Annotated in this window: 20 protein-coding genes; 15 read left to right on the top strand and 5 right to left on the bottom strand. The window is 70.5% G+C overall.

Annotated elements, in window-relative coordinates; all coding sequences use genetic code 11:
* Positions 1 to 283 precede the first annotated feature (283 nt).
* From OG266_RS10720 to OG266_RS10705, 4 genes are all read left to right on the top strand, one after another.
* Entirely contained in the window at positions 284 to 1,522 is a 1,239-nt protein-coding gene (locus OG266_RS10720; protein WP_326720185.1) for a cytochrome P450, read from the top strand.
* A 37-nt stretch (positions 1,523 to 1,559) separates the two neighbouring features.
* Entirely contained in the window at positions 1,560 to 1,757 is a 198-nt protein-coding gene (locus OG266_RS10715) for a ferredoxin (protein WP_266474197.1), read from the top strand.
* Between the two features lie 8 nt (positions 1,758 to 1,765).
* Positions 1,766 to 2,965: an NAD(P)/FAD-dependent oxidoreductase gene (locus OG266_RS10710; protein WP_266475041.1), complete on the top strand. Its 1,200-nt coding sequence runs from the start codon at positions 1,766 to 1,768 to the stop codon at positions 2,963 to 2,965.
* A 376-nt stretch (positions 2,966 to 3,341) separates the two neighbouring features.
* Positions 3,342 to 3,779: an SDR family oxidoreductase gene (locus OG266_RS10705; RefSeq protein ID WP_266474196.1), complete on the top strand. Its 438-nt coding sequence runs from the start codon at positions 3,342 to 3,344 to the stop codon at positions 3,777 to 3,779.
* A gap of 9 nt (positions 3,780 to 3,788) precedes the next feature.
* On the opposite strand, the gene OG266_RS10700 is transcribed toward OG266_RS10705, so the two are convergent.
* Complete coding sequence (locus tag OG266_RS10700; RefSeq protein ID WP_266474195.1) at positions 3,789 to 5,501, bottom strand: hypothetical protein; 1,713 nt, start codon at positions 5,499 to 5,501, stop codon at positions 3,789 to 3,791.
* 94 nt (positions 5,502 to 5,595) lie between these two features.
* A complete protein-coding gene (locus OG266_RS10695) occupies positions 5,596 to 6,015 on the bottom strand; it encodes a molybdopterin-binding protein (RefSeq protein ID WP_266474193.1) in 420 nt (139 codons plus the stop codon).
* Between the two features lie 175 nt (positions 6,016 to 6,190).
* Here OG266_RS10695 and OG266_RS10690 point away from each other — a divergent pair, with 175 nt between their 5' ends.
* The 4 genes from OG266_RS10690 to OG266_RS10675 all read left to right on the top strand — a co-directional run bounded on the left by OG266_RS10690 (position 6,191) and on the right by OG266_RS10675 (position 8,980).
* A complete protein-coding gene (locus OG266_RS10690) occupies positions 6,191 to 6,580 on the top strand; it encodes a cell division protein SepF (RefSeq protein WP_266474191.1) in 390 nt (129 codons plus the stop codon).
* Positions 6,581 to 6,745: 165 nt separating this feature from the next.
* Positions 6,746 to 7,897, top strand: coding sequence for an ATP-binding protein (locus OG266_RS10685; RefSeq protein WP_371544995.1), 1,152 nt, complete (start codon positions 6,746 to 6,748; stop codon positions 7,895 to 7,897).
* Positions 7,898 to 7,983: 86 nt separating this feature from the next.
* Positions 7,984 to 8,316: a nucleotide pyrophosphohydrolase gene (locus tag OG266_RS10680; RefSeq protein WP_266833718.1), complete on the top strand. Its 333-nt coding sequence runs from the start codon at positions 7,984 to 7,986 to the stop codon at positions 8,314 to 8,316.
* A gap of 181 nt (positions 8,317 to 8,497) precedes the next feature.
* The gene (locus OG266_RS10675) at positions 8,498 to 8,980 is read left to right on the top strand and encodes a DUF6099 family protein (protein ID WP_266474186.1); all 483 of its coding nucleotides are present in this window, start codon (positions 8,498 to 8,500) and stop codon (positions 8,978 to 8,980) included.
* A 58-nt stretch (positions 8,981 to 9,038) separates the two neighbouring features.
* Here the strand turns inward: OG266_RS10675 and OG266_RS10670 are convergent, their stop codons facing one another.
* The gene (locus OG266_RS10670; RefSeq protein ID WP_371544991.1) at positions 9,039 to 9,203 is read right to left on the bottom strand and encodes a hypothetical protein; all 165 of its coding nucleotides are present in this window, start codon (positions 9,201 to 9,203) and stop codon (positions 9,039 to 9,041) included.
* Between the two features lie 237 nt (positions 9,204 to 9,440).
* Between OG266_RS10670 and OG266_RS10665 the strand changes: the two genes are divergently transcribed.
* The 6 genes from OG266_RS10665 (at position 9,441) to OG266_RS10640 (ending at position 17,264) form a co-directional block, all read left to right on the top strand.
* Positions 9,441 to 10,364, top strand: a complete 924-nt coding sequence (locus OG266_RS10665; protein ID WP_371544990.1) for an LLM class F420-dependent oxidoreductase — start codon at positions 9,441 to 9,443, stop codon at positions 10,362 to 10,364.
* A gap of 93 nt (positions 10,365 to 10,457) precedes the next feature.
* Positions 10,458 to 10,892 carry a hypothetical protein gene (locus OG266_RS10660; protein ID WP_371544988.1) on the top strand — a complete coding sequence of 145 codons (435 nt, stop codon included), beginning with the start codon at positions 10,458 to 10,460 and terminating at the stop codon, positions 10,890 to 10,892.
* Positions 10,893 to 10,992: 100 nt separating this feature from the next.
* Positions 10,993 to 11,667: a DUF305 domain-containing protein gene (locus OG266_RS10655; protein ID WP_371544985.1), complete on the top strand. Its 675-nt coding sequence runs from the start codon at positions 10,993 to 10,995 to the stop codon at positions 11,665 to 11,667.
* Positions 11,668 to 11,751: 84 nt separating this feature from the next.
* Positions 11,752 to 12,933, top strand: coding sequence for a permease (locus OG266_RS10650; RefSeq protein WP_371552733.1), 1,182 nt, complete (start codon positions 11,752 to 11,754; stop codon positions 12,931 to 12,933).
* Positions 12,934 to 13,245: 312 nt separating this feature from the next.
* Positions 13,246 to 14,730: a 3' terminal RNA ribose 2'-O-methyltransferase Hen1 gene (locus OG266_RS10645; protein ID WP_371544983.1), complete on the top strand. Its 1,485-nt coding sequence runs from the start codon at positions 13,246 to 13,248 to the stop codon at positions 14,728 to 14,730.
* Positions 14,727 to 17,264, top strand: a complete 2,538-nt coding sequence (locus OG266_RS10640; RefSeq protein ID WP_371544981.1) for a polynucleotide kinase-phosphatase — start codon at positions 14,727 to 14,729, stop codon at positions 17,262 to 17,264. Before OG266_RS10645 ends, OG266_RS10640 begins: the two co-directional genes overlap by 4 nt.
* Before the next feature lie 132 nt (positions 17,265 to 17,396).
* Here the strand turns inward: OG266_RS10640 and OG266_RS10635 are convergent, their stop codons facing one another.
* Entirely contained in the window at positions 17,397 to 18,296 is a 900-nt protein-coding gene (locus OG266_RS10635) for a hypothetical protein (RefSeq protein WP_371544980.1), read from the bottom strand.
* Positions 18,293 to 19,339 (bottom strand): SPFH domain-containing protein, encoded by a 1,047-nt coding sequence (locus OG266_RS10630; protein WP_266474176.1) that lies wholly within the window; start codon positions 19,337 to 19,339, stop codon positions 18,293 to 18,295. Before OG266_RS10630 ends, OG266_RS10635 begins: the two co-directional genes overlap by 4 nt.
* 173 nt (positions 19,340 to 19,512) lie before the next feature.
* Here OG266_RS10630 and OG266_RS10625 point away from each other — a divergent pair, with 173 nt between their 5' ends.
* A complete protein-coding gene (locus OG266_RS10625) occupies positions 19,513 to 20,736 on the top strand; it encodes an arginine deiminase (RefSeq protein WP_326720173.1) in 1,224 nt (407 codons plus the stop codon).
* The last annotated feature ends 54 nt before the right edge of the window (positions 20,737 to 20,790 follow it).

Genomic DNA, 20,790 nt, shown 5'->3' with positions numbered 1-20,790 from the left:
AGTCCCCAGGGAATCGGCGTAGAGCCGGGCGATCGGTCACTCCTGCATCTACCGGTAATCGCCGAAGAGTTGAAGACGGCGAGGGGCGGCCGGGCGATCGAGCTTCCTCTCCGAGTACGTGACCTACGTCACGTCAGTCCGCTGTCAGGTATCTGACCGGCAGCTGTCAGTCCGTTCCGCTTGCATGTGATCACCGAGGCCCCCCAATCGGCCTCGCGACCCCAAGTCCCCGCTCTCCGTTCTCCGTTCGCTGTTCCGACGGAGCCCCCACCGAGGAGTGACATTGGCCGAGACACTGACAGATCCCGCGGACGACGCGGCCCGGATCGCCGAGTACCCGATGCCCAGGGCGACCGGCTGCCCCTTCGCCCCGCCGCCTGCCCTCGAGGCGCTGCGCGAGGAGACGCCGGTCACCCAGGTGAGGATCTGGGACGGCAGCGAGCCCTGGCTCATCACCGGCCACGCCCAGCAGCGGGCCCTGCTCGCCGATCCCCGCGTCAGCAACGACGACCACTTCGGCAGCTTTCCGCATGTGAGCGAGTACCGGGCGCAGATCGCGCCGTTCACCCCCAGGATGATCGTCAACACCGACGCCCCCGAGCACACCCGGCTGCGCCGCATGGTCACAGGACCGTTCCTCATCAAGCGGATCGAGAAGCTGCGGGAGCCGATCCAGAAGATCGTCGACGATCTCATCGACGACATGCTCGCGGGCCCCAACCCGGCGGACCTGCTCACGGCCCTTGCCCTCCCCGTGCCGTCCCTGGTCATCTCCGAACTGCTCGGAGTGCCCTACGCCGACCACGAGTTCTTCCAGCGCAACAGCAGCCTCGCCCTCGACCGGGCCGCGCCGCCGGCCGAGTCCCAGGCGGCGAGCCGGGCCATGAGCGACTACCTGGACAAGCTGCTCGGCGAGAAGCTCACCGACCCGGGCGACGACACGCTGTCCGAACTCGCGGGCCGGGTCAACGCCGGCGAGATGACGCGCAGCGAGGCCGTCCACATGGGCGTCGCGATGCTCATCGCCGGGCACGAGACCACCGCCACGATGATCAGCCTCGGCACCCTCGCCCTGCTGGAGAACCCCGAGCAGCTCGCCGTGCTGCGCGACACCGAGGACCCGAAGGTCGTCGCGAACGCGGTCGAGGAACTCCTGCGCTACCTGACCATCGTCCACTCCGGGCTCCGTCGGGTCGCCAAGGAGGACATCGAGATCGACGGCCGGACCATCCGCGCCGGGGACGGCATCCTCGTCGAGATCACCGCCGCCAACTGGGACAGGGAAGTCTTCCCCGACGCCGACCGGCTGGACCTCTCCCGGCCCGCGCGCCACCACAACGCGTTCGGCTACGGCCCCCACCAGTGCCTCGGCCAGTCCCTCGCCCGCCTGGAACTCCAGGTCGTCTACAGCACGCTCTACCGCCGCGTTCCCACGCTGCGCCTGGCGGCCCCGATCGAGCAGCTGGAGTTCGACAACAGCGGGACCACGTATGGCGTCCGCTGCCTGCCCGTCACCTGGTGAACCTCTCCCCCCCACAGAACAGCCGAGGAAGAAACCCATGCGTGTAGAACTGGACGAGCCGAAGTGCGTGGCATCGGGGCAGTGCGTCGTCGCGTCTCCGGAGGTCTTCGACCAGCGTGACGACGACGGCGTCGCGATCCTGCTGGTCGAGGAGCCCGGCGCCGAACTCCTCGACGGAGTACAGGAAGCCGTGGCGATCTGCCCGGCGGCGGCGATCCGGCTGGTCGAGAAGTGAGCCGAGACATCGGGCGGATCCTCGTCGTCGGTGCCTCGGCCGCCGGGCTCGCGGCGGCCGAGACACTGCGCCGCGAGGGGTACGACGGCACGATCACCCTCGTCGGCGACGAACCGCACGTCCCGTACGACCGGCCGCCGCTGTCCAAGCAGATCCTGGCCACGCAGTGGGAGCCCGAACGGCTGGCCCTGCGCACGCCGGGCGACCTGGGCGCCCTGGACCTGGACCTGCGCCTCGGCGCCACCGCGACCGGCCTCGACCTCGCCGGACGCACGGTGCTGCTGGCCGACGGCCCACCGGTGCCGTACGACGGTCTGATCGTGGCAACGGGGGTACGGCCCCGCCGGCTCCCGGGTGAGGGCGCGCACGTACTGCGCACCCTGGGCGACGCCCTGGCCCTGCGGGAACGGCTGGGCCCCGGAAAGCGGTTGGTCGTCGTCGGCGCCGGATTCCTCGGGGCGGAGGCAGCCGCCGTGGCCCGGGGCCTCGGCGCCGTGGTCACCCTCCTCGAACCGGCGCCGGTGCCGCTGGCCCACGCGGTCGGCGAAGCGGTCGGGCGGGTGCTGTCGGAGGCCCATCTGGTGAGCGGTGTGGATCTGCGGACCGGGGTCACGGTGAGCGAGGTGACCGACGAAGGGGTACGGCTCGCGGACGGTGAACTGATCGAGGCCGACGAGGTGTTGGTGGCCGTCGGCTCGCTGCCGAACACCGAGTGGCTGGAGGGCAGCGGGCTGACCCTGGGTGACGGTCTGGTGTGCGACGAGTACTGCGAGGCCGCGCGGAACGTGTACGCGGCCGGTGACGTGGCCCGCTGGTACAACCCGCTGTTCGGCACCTCGATGCGCATCGAGCACCGTACGAACGCCGCCGAGCAGGGCATGGCCGCCGCACGGAACCTGCTCAACCCCGAGGCCCGCAAGCCCTTCGCTCCCGTGCCGTACTTCTGGTCCGACCAGTACGACATGAAGATCCAGGCGTTCGGCTACCTCCGCAGCCATGACGAAGTCGCCGTGGTGGAAGGGGACTTGGACGAGCGCCGTTTTGTGGTCGCCTATCGCGCCGGCGACCGGCTGACCGGAGCCCTCGCGGTCGGTATGCCGCCCAAGGCGATCCGCCCCTGGCGGCAGGCGATCGCGGCGAGCGCCCCGTGGCGGGAAGCCGTGAAGACCTCAACAGGAGCTGAAAACAAGGAGGTTGGCCGTGGATGACCGACCGCATGAGTCCCGTCGTGACATGGTCGTGGTCACCGGGTTCCTCCGAGGATGCCTCAGCCTTCAGACCGGCGAGGAATCGGACTCCTGCGGAGCAGGGCAGGAAGCGGTGTTTCGTCCCCAGGGCGAAACACCGTCCACCTGATCGGGTAAGCTGTGCGCCGTGCGTTGCGAGAACCAAGCGCGTACGCCGTGCTGATCGAGAGCCAAGACAGCACATGCACCTCCGAGTTTTGCCGTATCAAACCGGGCTGGTTTCAACCCGGCTGGTGTTGATCGTGGAAGACCTGTTGGGTTGCTGACCCACAGGCAGCGTGAGCCAGGAATCCCCCTGCTTCAGCTGGGGGAGGATTCAATGGTGTGCGTCTCCAGCATGGCCGGTCACTACGCGTCCCTGAGCGGCGCGGACGAGGCCGCCCTCGCGACGACTCCCACGGAGGAACTCCTGGGACTCGACGTCGTCACCGCCATCGGAGACGACGCGCAGTCCGCGTACATCGTGTCCAAGCGCGCCAACCACCTGCGGGTACAGGCCGCCGCACTCGCCTGGAACCTCCGCGGCGCCCGCGTGAACAGCGTCAGCCCGGGTGTGATCTCCACCGCGATGGCGAAGGCCGAGGCCGAGTCGCCGTCCGGCGAGCACATGCTGAAGATGCTCGACGCGTGCGGCGCGGGCCGCACCGGAACGCCCGGAGAGATCGCCGAGGTGGTGGCCTTCCTCGTCGGTCCCGGGGCGCCGTACATCACCGGCACCGACCTCCTCGTCGACGGCGGCCAGGCCGCCTGGATCCGCTGGCACCGGCCGCGATGACGGCACCCGTCAGCTCTTCTCGACGGCCGGCAGGTGCACATCCGCGCTCGACAAGGTCATTGGCGAGGCTGAGAAGGCCCGTATGCGGATGCGTACGCCGGCGCGGGGGAGGGCGAACCTGCCGCTGGGCGGCAGGAGTTCGTACCGCGCGGAGCTGTGGGCGGGGATTGTGGTCAGGCCGGAGGCGATGAACCAGTAACGGCCCATGCCCTGGCCCGTGGTGAGGGTGAAGTGGGGGCGCAGCGCCGAGTCGCCGAGGTTGGCGGCGCGGACGGTGAGTCCGGCGAGGGCGCCGGTGGTCCGGCGGGCTCCGAGGACCTGCATACGCAGAGGTGGTGAGCCCGTCGCCGCCAGGGTCACCGCCGCCAGAGACGGGGTCAGCAGGAGCAGGGCCGTGGCCATACGGGCCCCGCGCCGGTGCGGACCGCGCAGGAAGGCCGGGCGGGGCTGCCACGCGGTGGTGAAGGACTGCGGGGGCGCGGTGACGGCCGCCGCCAGCCACAACGGGGTCATCAGCAGGTAGTAGCCGTCCTGCGAGCGGGTCGCCAGAAAGAACGCGCACCAGGGCAGGACCGTCGCCGCAGGACCCAGCCGCCGTACGAAGAGGACGAACAGCGCCAGCAGGGCGGCGGCCAGCAGCAGGCTGGCGTGGGAGTACCAGGCCAGGCGGCCGCTGCCGTCGGTGAGGTAGAGCGAGATGCCGACCAGACCCTGGCCGTGCAGGTCCGCCTTCTGGGTCAGGGGCAGCGCGATGCCCGAGAGCCAGGCGCGCGGCTCGCTCACGATGAAGTACGCGTTGATCAGCAGCCAGGTCGTGGCGGCCACGCCCACGATCCGGCCCACGGCGGCCGCGGCGGCGCGCGGTCCCAGTTCGCCGCGGCGCAGTGCGTAGATCCCGGCCAGCAGGAACGGCGCCAGGAACCAGGGCAGTTGCTGCGCCGCGCAGGCCGCGCCCAGGCACGCCGCCCGCACCAAGTCGCCCCGGCCGCCGCCGCCCATCCGGGGCCAGCCGACCACCACCGGGACCAGTAGGGCGAGCGCGACGATCGCCGGATAGCCGAGCCTGCCGTACACCGGCAGCAGACCGAAGCCCAGGCAGACCAGCGTGGCCGCGGAACGCCACGGCACCGGCAGCAGCCGCCACATCACGATCGCGCCCAAGATCAGGGCTAGGGTGCTGACCAGCGTCGCCGCGGCGGCACCGTGACCGATCCACAGCAGCGGTGCGGTGAGCATGAGGGGCAGCGGCGGATAGCCGTACGTGTAGTCGTAGCCGCCCGTCATCGTCGGGGTGAGCGCGACGCCGTGACCGAACAGCCAGGGCCAGGGCCGCCCGTAGACCTGGTGACCGGCGAGGAACTCATGGGCGGCCCGAGTGGTCAGCACCGCCTCGTCGCTGCCGCCGTGGTTCATGGCGTACGCGCACAGTGCGAGCGTCACGGCGGTCACGAGGACGCAACCGTCGAGACGGGCGAGCGTGCGGCGCCGGCGTACGACCAGGGCCAGTACGCCGGTCGCGAGGATCGAGGCGTAGCAGAGCGAGACGACCGCGGCCACGACCAGGTGGTGACTCGCGGCCTGCGTCCACACCGCACGCGTACCGATGAAGAGGCTGATGTCGGCGAGCAGCGTCAGGACCCGATGCCACTGAGCGGGCGCCTCGTCCGGCGCTGTCCCCGTGAGGTCCTGTCCGCTGGTCGGCGACGGTCTCGTATCTGCCAAGTACACGGCTCGGGACGTTAATTCGCGCAGGTGAGCGGCGTACGGGCGGAGGTGAAGAGTCCGGTGTGAGGCGGGTAAGAGGGGCGGCTGCCCGTCAGGCGTTGGAGAGTGACACCTCGGTGGCCTTGATGAGTGCGACGACCGGGGAGCCGGTGGCCAGGCCGAGTTCGGTGACCGCGTCCTTGGTGATCGCGGAGGTGAGCTCGGCGCCCGCGACGTCGACCTTGACGCGGGCCATGGCGCCGCCGGTGGCGACGTCGGTGACCGTGCCGGGGAGCTGGTTGCGGATGCTGACCCCGTTCACCGGGCCGGTGGCCAGGGACACCTCCGTCGACTTGATCAGTGCGCGGACCGCGGAGCCCGTGGTCAGGCCCAGGTCCTCGACGGCCTCCAGGGTGACGGCCGCGGTGAGGTCCTGACCGCCGTCGAGACGGATCTTCACCGTCGCCATCACCTCACCCGGGGTGACGGAGGCGACGGTGCCGGGGAGTTGGTTGCGGATGCTCAGACTCATGGGAGAAGGCCTCGATTGCTGAGGGGTGCTGGTTTTGGCTAATTATGTCCGCATCGTCACCGCGTCGGCGCCTGCGAACGGGTCGCGGACCGTGTCGCTGTTGGGCCGAACGGGTGACCATGCGTAAGAATTGCCCGGTGCAGACAACCAGTGCGAGCCAGGACGGGGTGGAGCGGTGAACAGTCACGACGCCACCGACGAACAGTGGGAGGGGCTCGCCCAGGTCGTTCCGTTGCGAGGCCGGGACGCCTGGCCGTCGGCGGTCGACCACCGGTCGATACCCGAGGCCCCCACGGAGGCGCGCCGCCGCTTCGTGGTCCTGCGGATCAACGTGTTCGCGGACGCCCGCGAGGTCGCCGAGACGCTGATGGCGGGGATACCCGTCCTCCTCGACCTGACCGCCGCGGAGACCGACGTCGCCAAGCGGGTCCTTGACTTCAGTACGGGCGTGGTCTTCGGGCGGGCGAGCGGCATGCACCGCGTCGACCGGAACGTGTTCCTGCTGACACCGCCGGGGACCGAGGTGAGCGGGCTGATGGAGGGGGCGGGGGCTCCTGGAGGGTGATGCGGGGGTTGTCGGCCGCTGACACCCAGTGGTCCATCGACCGCTGAAACTCTGCGGTCCGTCGCCCGCTGAAATCCTGCGGTCCGTCGCCCGTCCGTCCCTCGATCGTAGGAAGGTCACCTAGGCGGAACGGTTCGCCTGTCGGCGGAGGCCTAACGTCCGGATATGACCATGTCATCCCTGGAGGCCCCCGCGGCGGCGGAGGCGCGCCCCGACCGCCCGGGCGTCACCGAACTGCGGCTCGCCGCTTTCGCCACGCACCGGCGCGTCCGGTTCCCGCTGGGACCGCTCACCCTCATCGCGGGGCCGAGCGGCAGCGGCAAGACCAGTGCCCTGCGGGCGTACGAGGCACTGGCACGGCTGGGCAGCGGCGCCGAGCTGGAAGAGGTGTTCCCGGACCCGGTCACCTGCGTGCCCGAACGGGCCCGGCCCGATGCCCAGCGGCGCCGCGGCTTCCGCATCGGCTGCACGGTCGACGGTCCCGAAGGCCCCGTACGCCTTGACGTCGCCGTACAGGCCGAGCCCGAACTGCGCATCGTGGGCGAGCGGTTGACAGCGGGCGGCGTGACCCTGCTGGAGACGGCGTTACGGGATCCGGGGCGCCCCGTCGTCCAGGCCGCCTGGCACACCGGAGGCACGTCCGCGGTGACCCGCGGCCCCCTCCCCGACGACCGCCTCGGCACCGCGCTCCTGCCGCTGCGCGTCGCGGGCAGGACCGACGGGGAGCGCCAAGTCCTCGCCGCCGCCGAGCAGATGGTGCTCGCCCTGCGGTCCGTCTACGCCTGCGACCCGAGCCCCCGCCGGATGCGCGCCCCCGTCGCGGTCGGCTCCGGCCTGCTGCTGCGGGGCTGCGACAACATCGCCGAAGTGCTGTGGCGTACGCGGGCGGAGTGCGCCCGGCGGCATGCGCTCCTGGTCGGCGCGGTCGGGGCCGGATGCGCCGGCCCGGTCATGGACGTCCTGGGCGAGACCCTGCGCGACGGCACGATCCGAGGGTTCCTCGACCGCGGCGATGGCGTTCGTACGGAACTGGGGCTGCTCGGGGACGGCGAGTTGAGGTATCTGGCGCTGGCCCTGGTGCTGCTCACCGGACCTGGCGTGCTGGCGGTCGACCAGGCGGGAGAGGTGCCCGCCGCGCTCCAGACGCTGACCGTTCTGGCCGACGGTCTCGACCGCTGTCTGGACGCCCGGCAGACGGGGGAGCTGGTGCGGCTGGCGGCGCGGATGTGCGAACGCGGGCACATCCGGCTGGTCGGCGCCATGAGCGACGCTTCCTGGGCCTGCGGGGTGCCGGGTGTGAGGGTGGTGGATCTTTGACCTTGGCCTTGACGGAGACTGGACGTGAGCCGTGAGCGGGGCGGCAGGGCTGGGGCGTGAGCCGTGACAGAGACTGGACGTGAGCCGTGACCGAACTGGACGTAGCGAAGCTGCAGCGCCGCCTTGCCGAGTTCGCGGCCGCGCGGAACTGGGGGCCCTACCACACCCCCAAGAACCTCGTCGCCGCGCTGAGCGTGGAGGCGTCCGAACTGGTCGAGATCTTCCAGTGGTTGACGCCGGAGGAGTCGGCCCGGGTGATGGACGACGCGGACACCGCCCACCGTGTCACCGACGAGGTCGCGGACGTCCTGGCCTATCTGCTCCAGCTCTGCGAGGTGCTCGGCATCGACCCGCTCGCCGCGCTCGACGCGAAGATCGACCGGAACGAGCGGAGGTTTCCGGCGCCGGAGGAGTCGTGACAGCGGGCGGATTCGGCAGTCTGTCACTCTCCGGAGTTGTCGAGTTGTCCACACTCAACTCCGTGTCCACCGATTTCAGGCTTCCTCTGGCTTTTCGTCCCGGGCTCCCTCACTCTGGGTAGTGGACGGCGGAGTTCGGGCGGACGTGTGTTGAGCGCGTCGGGACAGACGGGGGCAGCGCATGGATGCGGTGCGTCTCATTGTGGCGAGCAGGCGTGCACTGGCGGAGACGGGAGAGTCCCCGGAGGTGATGGAGGAGGCGTGGCAGGCGCACTCCCTGGCTCAGGCGATCGGCAGCCGTTTCGCCGTCTCCGGCCCCCCTGAACTCCGGGGCGAGGCCCTCGGCCTGACCGAGCTTGCGGGACGGGGCTGCGGTGTCCTCGGGGCTCCCGTCCTCGACGTCGGTGCCTTACGGGCCGCCCAGCTCACCGAGTTGGGCGACGCCCGCGAGGCGCTCCTCTGCCTCGGCGGTCTCCTCGGCGAGGTCGGCATAGCCCTCGTCGGCATAGCCTGCGCGGCGGACGACCACGGGACCTACTGGCAGTGCATGGAGGCCATCGACGCGGCAGACGAGTCCCGGGACCGGGTGCTGGAGATGCTGAGACGGCTGGCGGTGCGGGACCGGATGGTCCTGGAGCGTGAGCGGGATTCGGCGGCGGGGTGACGCGTCTCGGGAATTGCAGGACGGACCGTGCCCCCGCCGCCGCTGGCAGCAGCAGGCTTCAGGCGTGGTCGGGCTCGTCCGTGAGGGCGGGCCGGGTGCCCGAGAGGTCCGCGTCCAACTGGGACAGGTCCGCGTTGAGCGACGCCATGAGCTCTTCCATCTGCTGAAGCAGCCCCTTCGGCTGTGCAGGTACCACCTGCTGCGGAACTGCGTCTTGGGACATGACGGCCTCCTCGGCCCTTGGCCCCTGAGCGGGACCGATGCGGGTGACGCCCCGGCGACCGCCGGCGACGGGCGCCGGGCGGTCCGGCTCCGCCCGAGCCAACGATCACCGCCGAGCGGGGTCACTGGCGCGAACCCGCAGCACACGCGGGGTTGACGGATTTTCACCCGACCGGGGACGGGAGTGACCGGCGGGACCGGTGGGGTTGACCGGCACACGACCGTGCAGGATGGAGGCATGGATCTTCGAATCTTCACCGAGCCCCAGCAGGGCGCCACCTACGACACCCTCCTCGCTGTCGCCAAGGCCACCGAAGACCTCGGCTTCGACGCCTTCTTCCGTTCCGACCACTACCTCAGCATGGGTTCGGCCGACGGCCTTCCGGGCCCGACCGATGCCTGGATCACCCTCGCCGGGCTCGCCCGCGAGACCAAGCGCATCCGGCTCGGCACGCTGATGACCGCCGGCACCTTCCGCCTGCCCGGAGTCCTCGCGATCCAGGTCGCACAGGTCGACCAGATGTCCGGCGGCCGCGTCGAACTGGGCCTGGGCGCGGGCTGGTTCGAGGAGGAGCACAAGGCGTACGGCATCCCGTTCCCGAAGGAGAAGTTCGCGCGACTGGAGGAGCAGCTGGCGATCGTCACCGGGCTGTGGGCGACCGAGGTCGGCAAGACCTTCAGCCACCACGGCACCTACTACGACCTCACCGACTCGCCCGCTCTGCCCAAGCCCGCCCAGGCGAAGGTGCCCGTCCTCATCGGCGGCCACGGCGCGACCCGCACCCCCCGGCTCGCCGCGCAGTACGCCGACGAGTTCAACATCCCGTTCGCCTCGATCGAGGACAGCGAGCGCCAGTTCGGCCGGGTGCGTGCCGCGGCGGAGCAGGCCGGCCGCAAGGCAGCAGGCATCACGTACTCCAACGCGCTCGTGGCCTGCGTCGGCAAGGACGATGCCGAGGTGGCCCGCCGCGCCGCCGCGATCGGCCGCGATGTCGACGACCTGAAGGCGAACGGCCTGGCCGGTTCCCCGGACGAGGTCGTCGAGAAGATCGGCCAGTACGCCGCGATCGGCTCCCAGCGGATCTACCTCCAGATCCTCGACCTCGACGATCTGGACCACCTCGACCTGATCGCGGCGCAGGTCCAGTCGCAGCTCGCGTAACCGGACGCGCGCAAGAGCTGAGACACCCGGTGGGGGTATCGTCGTGCCCGCACCGCAGGACGCGTACGACCGAGTGAGGGAGCGCGAGGCAGAGTGGACCGCAGGCTGACGTGTGGGCCGGGAGTTCCCCGGCTGCTCGCGCTGTGTGCTGTCCTCTTCGGGCTGTTCCTCATGCACGGGGCGCCGGTGAACGCCGGTGGCGGCTGTCACGGCGAGGGCGTCATGCCGGCGCCCGTGAGCATGCCCGCGCATTCGGGCCACGCGGCCGCGCAGGGTGAACAGGCCGTCGTCCCCGCCGTCTCCCTCACGACAGCCATGGCCGCGATGAGCGGCGAGCTGTGCGTGTCCACTCCCGCCCGTGACCGGTTGCCGCTCCCCGCGAGCGGGCTGCTCGCCGGTCTGGGCCTGGTGGCCCTGGTGGTGTGGGGGCTCGCCGGGTGTCCCTCGGCGATGTGGGGGCCGGCACGGCGGGGACCGCCATCGGGCGGCAGAGATTTCCTGCTTCAGGTGTGCGTCGCGCGGACGTGACAGGCATCCACCGGATCCGGCCCCGAGCCGGACCGGCAAGGAGAACCTGCCCCTTTCGCGCGCCACCGGTGTGGCGCGTCCACCCGGAAAGAACCCTGTGATGTCCGCTTCTTCGTCTTCCGCTGCCCGCCGCCGCACTCTCGCGGCCGCCGGCACCGTCGCCGTTCTCGCCCTGGCCCTGGCGGCCTGCGGCTCGGACGGTTCCACGTCCAACGACTCGTCGATGCCCGGGATGAACCACGGCTCCGGCAGCGCTTCGGCGTCGGCCACCCCGGACAGCGCTTTCAATGACGCGGACGTGATGTTCGCGCAGCAGATGATCCCGCACCACCAGCAGGCCGTCGAGATGGCCGAGCTCGCCGACGGCCGCGCCGACGACCAGGAGATCAAGGACCTGGCCGCCGCGATCGAGAAGGCCCAGGACCCCGAGATCAACACGATGGAGGGCTGGCTGAAGTCCTGGGGCAAGCCGCTGCCCTCGGCCTCGTCGTCGACGGGTGACATGGCCGGTATGGATCACGGTTCGGGCGAATCCTCCGCGATGCCCGGGATGATGTCCGACCAGGACATGACCGACCTCCAGGCAGCCAAGGGCAAGGACTTCGACAAGGAGTTCGCCCAGCTGATGATCGGCCACCACCAGGGTGCGATCACCATGGCCAACGACGAGCAGAAGAACGGCGAGAACGCCGACGCGAAGAAGCTCGCCACGGCCATCGTCACGGCCCAGACCGCCGAGATCGAGAAGATGAACGAGATCCTCGACCGGCTCTGACCCACAGTGGGGTGGGCCTTCGTCCCGGCGAAGGCCCACCCCTGCCAAAGCTCCTCCACCGGAAGGCAAGCCGTGGATGCCGCACTGCAGGCCGTACTGCATGCCCTGTCCATCACCGGGTCGATGACCTGGGAGATCACCTGGGCCCTGATCCTCGGCTTCGGCCTGTCCGCCGTCGTCCAGGCGGTGGTGCGCAAGGCCACGATCGTCCGCCTGCTCGGTGACGACCGGCCCCGGACCCTCGCACTGGCGGCAGGCCTCGGCGCGGCCTCGTCGTCGTGCTCGTACGCCGCCGTCGCCCTGGCGCGTTCCCTGTTCCGCAAGGGCGCGAACTTCACCGCCGCGATGGCCTTCGAGATCGCCTCGACCAACCTGGTCGTCGAACTCGGCGTGATCCTGGCCCTGCTGATGGGCTGGCAGTTCACCGCGGCGGAGTTCATCGGGGGACCGATCATGATCGTGGTCCTCGCGGTGCTCTTCCGCCTCTTCCTGCGCGACAAGCTGCTGCGTGAGGCGGGCGAACAGGCCGAACGGGGCCTCGCGGGCTCGATGGAGGGCCACGCCGCGATGGACATGTCCGTACGGAAGGAGGGCTCGTTCCGCCGGCGGCTGTTCTCCGGAGAGGGCTTCACCTCCACCGCCCATGTCTTCGTCATGGAGTGGGCCGCGATCCTGCGCGATCTCGTCATCGGCCTGCTCATCGCGGGAGCGATCGCCGCATGGGTGCCGGACTCCTTCTGGAGCGCGTTCTTCTTCGAGGGCCACCCGCTGGCGTCCAAGCTCTGGGGCCCGCTGATCGGCCCGCTCGTCGCCATCGCCTCGTTCGTCTGCTCGATCGGCAACGTGCCGCTGGCCGTCGTGCTGTGGCAGGGCGGCATCAGCTTCGGCGGCGTGGTCGCGTTCATCTTCGCCGACCTGCTGATCCTGCCGATCCTCAACATCTACCGGAAGTACTACGGAGCGAGGATGACGCTCTTCCTCCTCGGCACGTTCTACGTGGCGATGGTCGTCGCCGGCTACATCGTGGAACTCGTCTTCGGCGGCCTCGGCCTCGTCCCCGACCAGGCCGACGCCACGATCCCCATGGAGGGCATCACCTGGAACTACACGACCTGGCTCAACATCGCCTTCCTCCTACTGGCGGCCACACTGATCGCGCGCTTCTTCCGGACCGGCGGGACGGACATGCTGAGGATGATGGGCGGGGCACCCAGCGACGGCCACGACGCCCACGACGGCCACGACGCCCACGACAGCCGCGACTGAGGGCGGTCGGTGCGGTCGCGGCGGTCGGCGGAAAATGCCTGAGTACGCCCGAGGCGTTCGCTGTACGTTGTGCAGGCGCGCCGAACAAGGGGCGTTGCGCATGCGGGGCTGACCGCGGCGCGGCGTACGCATCGCTACGAGGTCGAGGAAGGGCCGGGAGCTGTGATCACCGAGGCGCGCTCACCCATCACCGCGGTTCATCGCGGCCGACGTATGTGCGTGAGATACGGCCGACATATGTGCGCGCGATCCGCGACCTGATGTCCGCCTGAAAGTATCCGCAGTTCAGAAGACGTTTAGAGGCAACCCACCGTGTTCCTGACGATCAGTGCCACCGGCACCCCAGAGCGCCCCGCGACCGACCTCGGCTACCTGCTGCACAAGCATCCCGACAACGCGCAGACGTTCTCGACCTCCTACGGCACGGCGCATGTCCTCTACCCCGAGGCGTCCGCCGAGCGGTGCACGGCCGCGCTGCTCCTCGAGGTCGACGCGGTCGCGCTGGTCCGGCGCGGCAAGGGCAAGGGCCGCGGCGGCGCACCCGACGCCGCGCTCGCCCAGTACGTCAACGACCGCCCGTACGCGGCCTCCTCGCTGCTCGCCGTGGCGCTGAGCGCGGTGTTCTCCAGCGCCATGAAGGGCCAGTGCAACGCCCGGCCCGAGCTGCCCGCGCGGCCCCTCCCGCTCCGCATCGAGGTGCCCGCACTGCCCGCCCGAGGCGGCGCGGACCTCGTACGCGCGCTGTTCGAGCCGCTGGGATGGACGGTGACGGTCGAAGCCGTGGCGCTGGACGCGGAGTTCCCGGGGTGGGGCGACTCGCGGTACGTGCGCCTCGTACTGGAGTCGGAGCGGCTGACCCTGTCCGAAGCCCTGCGTCACCTCTACGTCCTCCTCCCGGTGCTCGACGACGCCAAGCACTACTGGGTCTCGTCCGACGAGGTCGACAAGCTGCTGCGGGCGGGCGACGGCTGGCTGCCGGACCACCCGGAGCAGAAGCTGATCACCAGCCGGTATCTGTCGCGCCGTTGGTCGCTGACGCGTGAGGCGATGGAGCGGCTGGAGCTCGTACGGCTCGCCGAGGCCGACGACAGCGCGGTCGAGGAGATCGACAACGCGGTGGCCGAGGAGACGGAGGCCGACTCGGAGGACGCTGCGGAACCGGAGGAGAGGTCCGTGTCCCTCGCCGTCCAGCGGCGGGACGCGATCCTCGCCGCACTGCACGCCTCCGGTGCGGCGCGGGTGCTCGATCTCGGCTGCGGACAGGGCCAGTTGGTGCAGGCGCTGCTCAAGGACACACGGTTCACCGAGATCGTCGGTGTCGACGTGTCGATGCGCGCGCTCACCGTCGCCTCGCGGCGGCTCAAGCTGGACCGCATGGGAGAACGGCAGGCCGAGCGCGTCAAGCTCATCCAGGGCTCGCTGGCGTACACCGACAACAGGCTCAAGGGGTACGACGCCGCCGTGCTCAGCGAGGTCATCGAGCACCTCGACCTGCCCCGGCTGCCCGCCCTGGAGTACGCGGTGTTCGGCTCCGCACGCCCCAAGACCGTGCTCGTGACCACGCCGAACGTCGAGTACAACGTCCGTTGGGAGACCCTCCCGGCCGGCCACTCCCGGCACGGCGACCACCGCTTCGAGTGGACGCGGGAGGAGTTCCGGGCGTGGGCGGAGCGCGTCGCCGGGCGGCACGGATACGGCGTGGAGTTCACGCCCGTCGGCCCCGATGACCCGGAGGTGGGGCCGCCCACCCAGATGGCCACGTTCACCATGACCACGAAGGAGGAGAAAGCAGCATGACCGACACCAAGGGGCGCACCCTGCCCGTCACCGACCTCTCCCTCGTGGTGCTGATCGGCGCGTCCGGCTCGGGCAAGTCCACCTTCGCCCGCAGGCACTTCAAGCCGACCGAGATCATCTCCAGCGACTTCTGCCGCGGCCTTGTCGCCGACGACGAGAACGACCAGAGCGCCAGCGGCGACGCCTTCGACGTGCTCCACTACATCGCGGGCAAGCGCCTCGCGGCGGGCCGCCGTACGGTCGTCGACGCGACGAACGTGCAGCAGGAGAGCCGCAAGCAGCTGATCGAACTCGCCAGGCAGTACGACGTGCTGCCCATCGCCATCGTGCTCGACGTGCCCGAGGAGGTCTGCGCCGAGCGCAACGCCGCACGCTTCGACCGCGCCGACATGCCGCGCCGCGTCATCCAGCGCCACACCCGCGAACTCCGCCGTTCCCTGCGGCACTTGGAGCGCGAGGGGTTCAGGAAGGTGCACGTCCTGCGGGGTGTCGAGGAGGCCGAGAGCGCCGAGATCCGCACCGAGAAGCGCTACAACGACCTGACCCACCTCACCGGACCCTTCGACATCATCGGCGACATCCACGGCTGCGCCTCGGAGTTGGAGACGCTGCTCGGCAAGCTCGGCTATGTCGACGGGGTGCACGCGGAGGGCCGTACGGCCGTCTTCGTCGGCGACCTCGTCGACCGCGGCCCGGACACCCCCGGCGTACTGCGCCGAGTGATGTCCATGGTCGGATCCGGCAACGCCCTGTGCGTGCCCGGAAACCACGAGAACAAGCTCGGCCGCCACCTCAAGGGGCGCCAGGTCCAGCACACGCACGGACTCGCCGAGACCATCGAGCAGTTGGAGGGGGAGAGCGACGAATTCATCGCGGGTGTACGGGAGTTCGTCGACGGGCTCGTCAGTCACTACGTCCTGGACGGTGGGCGTCTCGTCGTCTGCCACGCGGGTCTGCCCGAGAAGTACCACGGCCGTACGTCGGGCCGGGTGCGCTCGCACGCGCTGTACGGGGACACGACCGGCGAGACCGACGAGTTCGGGCTGCCGGTGCGCTACCCGTGGGCGGAGGACTACCGGGGGAGGGCGGCCGTGGTGTACGGCCACACCCCTGTCCCCACCGCCACCTGGCTGAACAACACCATCTGCCTCGACACCGGTGCCGTCTTCGGCGGCAAGCTCACCGCGCTGCGCTGGCCGGAGCGCGAGCTCGTCGACGTACCGGCCGAGCGCGTCTGGTACGAGCCGGCGAAGCCGCTCGCCTCGGAGGCGCCCGGCGGGCACGAGGGACGGCCGCTCGCCCTCACTGACGTGCAGGGCCGGCGGGTCGTCGAGACACGGCACGCGGGCCGGGTGTCCGTCCGTGAGGAGAACGCGGCCGCGGCCCTGGAGGTCATGAGCCGCTTCGCCGTGGACCCGCGGCTGCTGCCGTACCTGCCGCCGACGATGGCTCCGACGGCGACCTCGCACGTCGAGGGCTACTTGGAGCACCCGGCCGAGGCGTTCGCCCAGTACAAGGACGACGGGGTCGCGCGGGTTGTGTGCGAGGAGAAGCACATGGGTTCGCGGGCGGTGGCGCTGGTGTGCCGGGACGCGGAGGCCGCGCGCGAGCGGTTCGGAGTGGAGGGGCCCACGGGTGCGCTGTACACGCGTACCGGTCGTCCCTTCTTCGACTCCGCCGAGGTGACGGAGGAGATCCTCGGACGGGTGCGGGCCGCCGTGAGTGCCGCGGGGCTGTGGGCGGAACTCGAGACCGACTGGGTGCTGCTCGACGCCGAGTTGATGCCGTGGTCGCTGAAGGCTTCCGGGCTGCTGCGGACGCAGTACGCGGCGGTGGGCGCCGCGGCCGGGGCCGTGTTCCCTGGCGTGCTCGCCGCGCTCGAAGGTGCCGTCGAGCGGGGTGTCGACCTGCGGGATCTGCTGGTCAAGCAGCGCGAACGGGCCGCCGACGCGGCGGCGTTCACCGATGCATACCGGCGGTACTGCTGGACCACGGACGGACTGGAGGGTGTGCGGCTCGCCCCCTTCCAGATCCTCGCCGTCCAGGGGCGCAGTCTGGCCGCCCTCCCGCACGACGAGCAGCTCGGTCTGATCGACCGGCTCGTCGAGCACGACGGGAGCGGGCTGCTGCAGACGACTCGGCGGTTGTACGTGGACACCGGGGACGCGGAGTCCGTACAGGCCGGCGTCGACTGGTGGCTGGAGATGACCGGGCGCGGCGGCGAGGGCATGGTCGTCAAGCCGGTCGGTGCGGTGGTGCGTTCCGGATCCGGGCGGTTGGTGCAGCCCGGCATCAAGTGCCGGGGGCGGGAGTACCTGCGGATCATCTACGGGCCCGAGTACACCCGTCCGGAGAACCTCGCCCGGCTGCGCGGCCGTTTCCTGAACCACAAGCGGTCGCTTGCGATCCGTGAGTACGCGCTGGGGCTCGAGGCCCTGGACCGGCTCGCGGAGGGCGAGCCGCTGTGGCGGGTGCACGAGGCGGTGTTCGGGGTGCTGGCGCTGGAGTCGGAGCCGGTGGACCCGAGGCTGTGAGGCCACTTCGAACGCCGGACGGGGGAGTCTTCAGCCTGTCCGGCGTTTGAGGACGAGCGCGAAGCGCGAAAGGGGGGTCTGGGGGCGCAGCCCCCAGGATCGGGACGGGTAGGGGCGGAGGGGGCGAAAAAACTACCCCACCAACCGCAACCGCACCCCCGCCACCCCCACCCGCACCGTCTGCCCCCACACCAGCTCCACCGCATCCCCCTCCATCCCGTCCCCGAAGGCGATGAGCCGATCCGACTCGACGGTGAGCCGCAGCCGGGCGTCCACGGCGAGATGCCCGGCGACCAATGACGTCCCCGTGGCGGGCGACGGCCATGCCTCGCGCACGAACCACAGCAGGTGCGGCTCCGTGGGCCGGGGCAGCACCATCCCCCCACCCCGCTCCTGCCACACCGACCGCAGCCACCCACTCGCCCCGGTCCCGGTCCCCACGAGCACCCCGGAGGAGGCTTGGGGCTCGACGACACCCCTGTCGTCGTCGAGCCCCAGCCGGTACCGGACGGTCTGGTGTCCCGCGGCTCCGAGATAGATCTCGTTCAGCGCCAGCAACCGCTGCGTGTCGTCCGCGACGGCCTCGACCATGGTGAGCTCGTCGGCGACCCCGCCCCGGGCCACCGCCGAGGCGATCAACGCGCCCGCGTCGTCAGCCCGATGCCGCACCAGGACCCCCGGATTGCGCCCGGGATCGGTGTCGATCCCGACAACGGGCTGCCCCGCCAGGTACTTGGCGACGTTGGCGACCAGCCCGTCCTGCCCGACGACGACCACGACGTCCTCGGGGGCGAAGAGGAAACGGTCCAAGTCGGCGCGCTCGACCCGAGCCTGACGCCATGTCAGAGGTATGGCGGAGGCGATGTCGGCCAGCGCCCGCCGCGTCCGACGGAACCGCTCCGCCACCTCCTCGATGTCCCGTCCCCGGGAGGAGAGGAAGAAGGCGGCCTGGCCGTGCGTTCCGTGCCGGGCCACCAACTCCTCGTACTCCGTGGTGCGATGGACGAGTACGACGCGCGGCGCGAGACTCACGCCGGTTCCCCGGAGGCCCCGTTGCTCAGCTTGGCGAGCAGCCCCGTCAGGACGTCCGGCGACACCGTGACGCTGTCGATGCGGGGCAGGTTCTCCGCGAGCCGGGTGCCCGTCAGGGCGTGCAGCGTTGCCACGTCCACGTCTCCGTGGACCTGCAGCCAGGCGGCCTGGGCCGCGGCCCGCGCCTCGCCGACCTCGCGCGCGGCCTCCGCCTCGGCCTTGGCGAGCCGCACCACACGGGTTCCCTCCGCGTCCGCGAGGCGCACCGTGCGCGCCGCCTCCGCCGTGGCGCGCACCGCGTCCGCCGCCGCGTGCTCCTCCGCCTCACGCCGCGCGTTGGTGCCGCGCTGGTCGACCAACTGCTCCTCGCGCCGGGCGAGTTCGATCTGGCTGGCGAGTTCGTTCTCGGCGATGGCGCGCTCCCGCTCGACCGCGACGGCACGGCGTTCGTACGTGGCCTTGTCCGCGTCCTGCTGGATCTGCTCACGGGCGGGAGTGCGCAGCGCCCGCTCCACCTCGGGCTCGGGACGCAGCGCGACGACCCGTACGGCCACGATCTCGATCCCCGTCGCGGGCAGCCGGGGTTCCGCGGCGAGCCCGCCCGCGATCCGTTCCCGTACCGCCGCGACACCGTCCATCAGGGCGGCGGCCAGCGACGTACGGGCCAGGACGTCCAGCGCGTGCTGCTGGGCCGTCTCGGTCAGCAGCGAGCCCAGCTGTTCGAGGGGCGCGCCGCGCCAGGAGCCCGTGTCGGGGTCGATGGAGAAGTCCAGGCGGGCGGCGGCGAGCGCCGGATCGTCGATGCGGTACGTGACGGTCGCCTGCACCGCGACATCCTGGAAGTCGGACGTACGGGCATGGAAGGTCATAGCCAACTCGCGGTCGTCGACCGGGACTTCGGAGAGCGCGGCGGTCAGGGAGCGGTACCAGAAGCTGAGTCCGGGACCGTCGTGCAGCAGCTTGCCCGACCGATGGTGCCGGACATGGGCGGTCGGCGCTCCCCGCAGATGGCGCCAGGCGAGACGCCGGGTGATGTCGGCCATGAGTACCCCCTCGTCGCTGAGCTGCCCAGTGGCACCTCGGCGACCCTCGTCCGTCATTGTCGTCACTGCGACGATAATGGAGGGGGGTGGTTATCGTCAAGAGGACGAAATCAAACGGAGCGGGTCGGCCCGATCGGCGGGTGAACACGCGTCCGGATGGTCAGGATGGAGGCATGGGATTCCATGTCGACTCCGAGGCCGGGCGGCTGCGCCGCGTCATCCTGCACCGGCCGGATCTAGAGCTCAAAAGGCTCACACCCAGTAACAAGGACGCTCTGCTCTTCGACGACGTGCTGTGGGTGCGCCGGGCGCGCGCGGAGCACGACGGGTTCGCGGACGTACTGCGCGACCGCGGGGTCACCGTCCACCTCTTCGGTGATCTGCTCACGGAGGCCCTGGAGATCCCGGCGGCCAGATCGCTCGTCCTGGACCGCGTCTTCGACGAGAAGGAGTACGGACCGCTCGCCACCGACCACCTCCGGGGCTCCTTCGAAAACCTGCCCGCGCCCGAGCTGGCGGCCGCACTGGTCGGCGGTATGACCAAGCGCGAGTACCTGGACGCCCACATGGAGCCGACCTCGGTGCGCTTCCATGTCATGGACCTCGACGACTTCCTGCTCGGCCCGCTGCCCAACCACCTCTTCACCCGGGACACCTCCGCCTGGATCTACGACGGGGTCTCCATCAACGCCATGCGCTGGCCGGCGCGGCAGCGCGAGACCGTGCACTTCGAGGCGATCTACCGGCACCACCCGCTCTTCCGTGACGAGACCTTCAATCTCTGGTCGCGGGGGCAGGCGGACTACCCCTCCACGATCGAGGGCGGCGACGTGCTCGTCATCGGCAACGGCGCCGTGCTCATCGGCATGAGCGAGCGGACGACTCCGCAGGCCGTCGAGATGCTCGCGCACAAGCTGTTCGCCGCCGGGTCCGCGCGCACCATCGTGGCGCTCGACATGCCCAAGCGGCGGGCCTTCATGCACCTCGACACCGTGATGACCATGGTCGACGGCGACACCTTCACGCAGTACGCCGGACTCGGCATGCTCCGCTCGTACACCATCGAACCGGGCGTGGGGGACAAGGAACTGAAGGTCACCGACCACCCCCCGGAGCACATGCACCGCGCGATCGCCGCGGCCCTCGGCCTGAACGAGATCCGTGTCCTGACCGCCACGCAGGACGTGCACGCGGCCGAGCGTGAGCAGTGGGACGACGGCTGCAACGTCCTCGCGGTCGAACCGGGCGTAGTGGTCGCGTACGAGCGGAACGCCACCACCAACACCCATCTGCGCAAGCAGGGCATCGAGGTGATCGAGATTCCGGGCAGTGAGCTGGGACGGGGGAGGGGCGGGCCCCGCTGCATGAGCTGTCCGGTCGAACGCATGGCTGTATAGAAATGCTGAGAGTCGTATAGAATTCCAAGGGTCCGTGTCCCGTAACCGTTGGAG

This window comes from Streptomyces sp. NBC_00554, from assembly GCF_041431135.1.
GTDB lineage: Bacteria > Actinomycetota > Actinomycetes > Streptomycetales > Streptomycetaceae > Streptomyces.
Note: the sequence above shows the minus strand (reverse complement) of the source record. Positions and strands in the feature narration are given on the sequence as shown.